1 protein-coding gene is annotated in these 580 nt (G+C 29.0%); it reads left to right on the top strand.

The annotated features are described in order from the left end of the window. A partial coding sequence (locus HMPREF3270_RS07280; RefSeq protein WP_141763133.1) for a DDE-type integrase/transposase/recombinase occupies positions 1–393 on the top strand: 393 nt, incomplete at its 5' end. Between the last annotated feature and the right edge of the window lie 187 nt (positions 394–580).

Here is a 580-nt window from a genome sequence, read left to right as displayed (position 1 = left end):
AAGGATCTCGGAACAGGGAAAATTGTAAGTCATGAAATTAACTATTCAAATAACAATCAGCTAGTTTTTAATACTTACAAAAAAGCTATAAAAAAAGCGAAAGATGTAAGTGGTTTAATATTACATAGTGATAGAGGCTACCAATACACAAGTAAGCATTTTAAATCCATGCTCGATGAGCATGGCGTTATTCAAAGCATGTCACGAGTAGGAAGATGTATTGATAATAGTCCAATGGAATCATTCTGGGGAATTATGAAATCGGAAATCTATCGTGGCAATAAACATTATAAATTCAAGGACTTAAGAACAGCACGTAAACAAATAAAAGAATATATCAACTTTTACAACAACGAAAGAATTACTTTGAAAATGGAAAGATTAATTGTTTAACTTCAAATTTAAGAGTGTCCTAATTTATCTGATTTGAAAAAGTGATTAGCATAGTGTGCTAATATATTTATCAGTTTTAACAAACGGAAGTGTGCTATATAGTTAAAAAAACTGTACAAACGAGCATTTCAACTCATTTGTACAGTGAATTTTAAAATATATTTTTTGAGTTACCAACAAATTTTTT

It is taken from the genome of Staphylococcus sp. HMSC65H10 (genome assembly GCF_001839185.1).
Lineage (GTDB): Bacteria > Bacillota > Bacilli > Staphylococcales > Staphylococcaceae > Staphylococcus > Staphylococcus simulans.
This window is presented reverse-complemented; position numbering and strand designations above follow the sequence as displayed.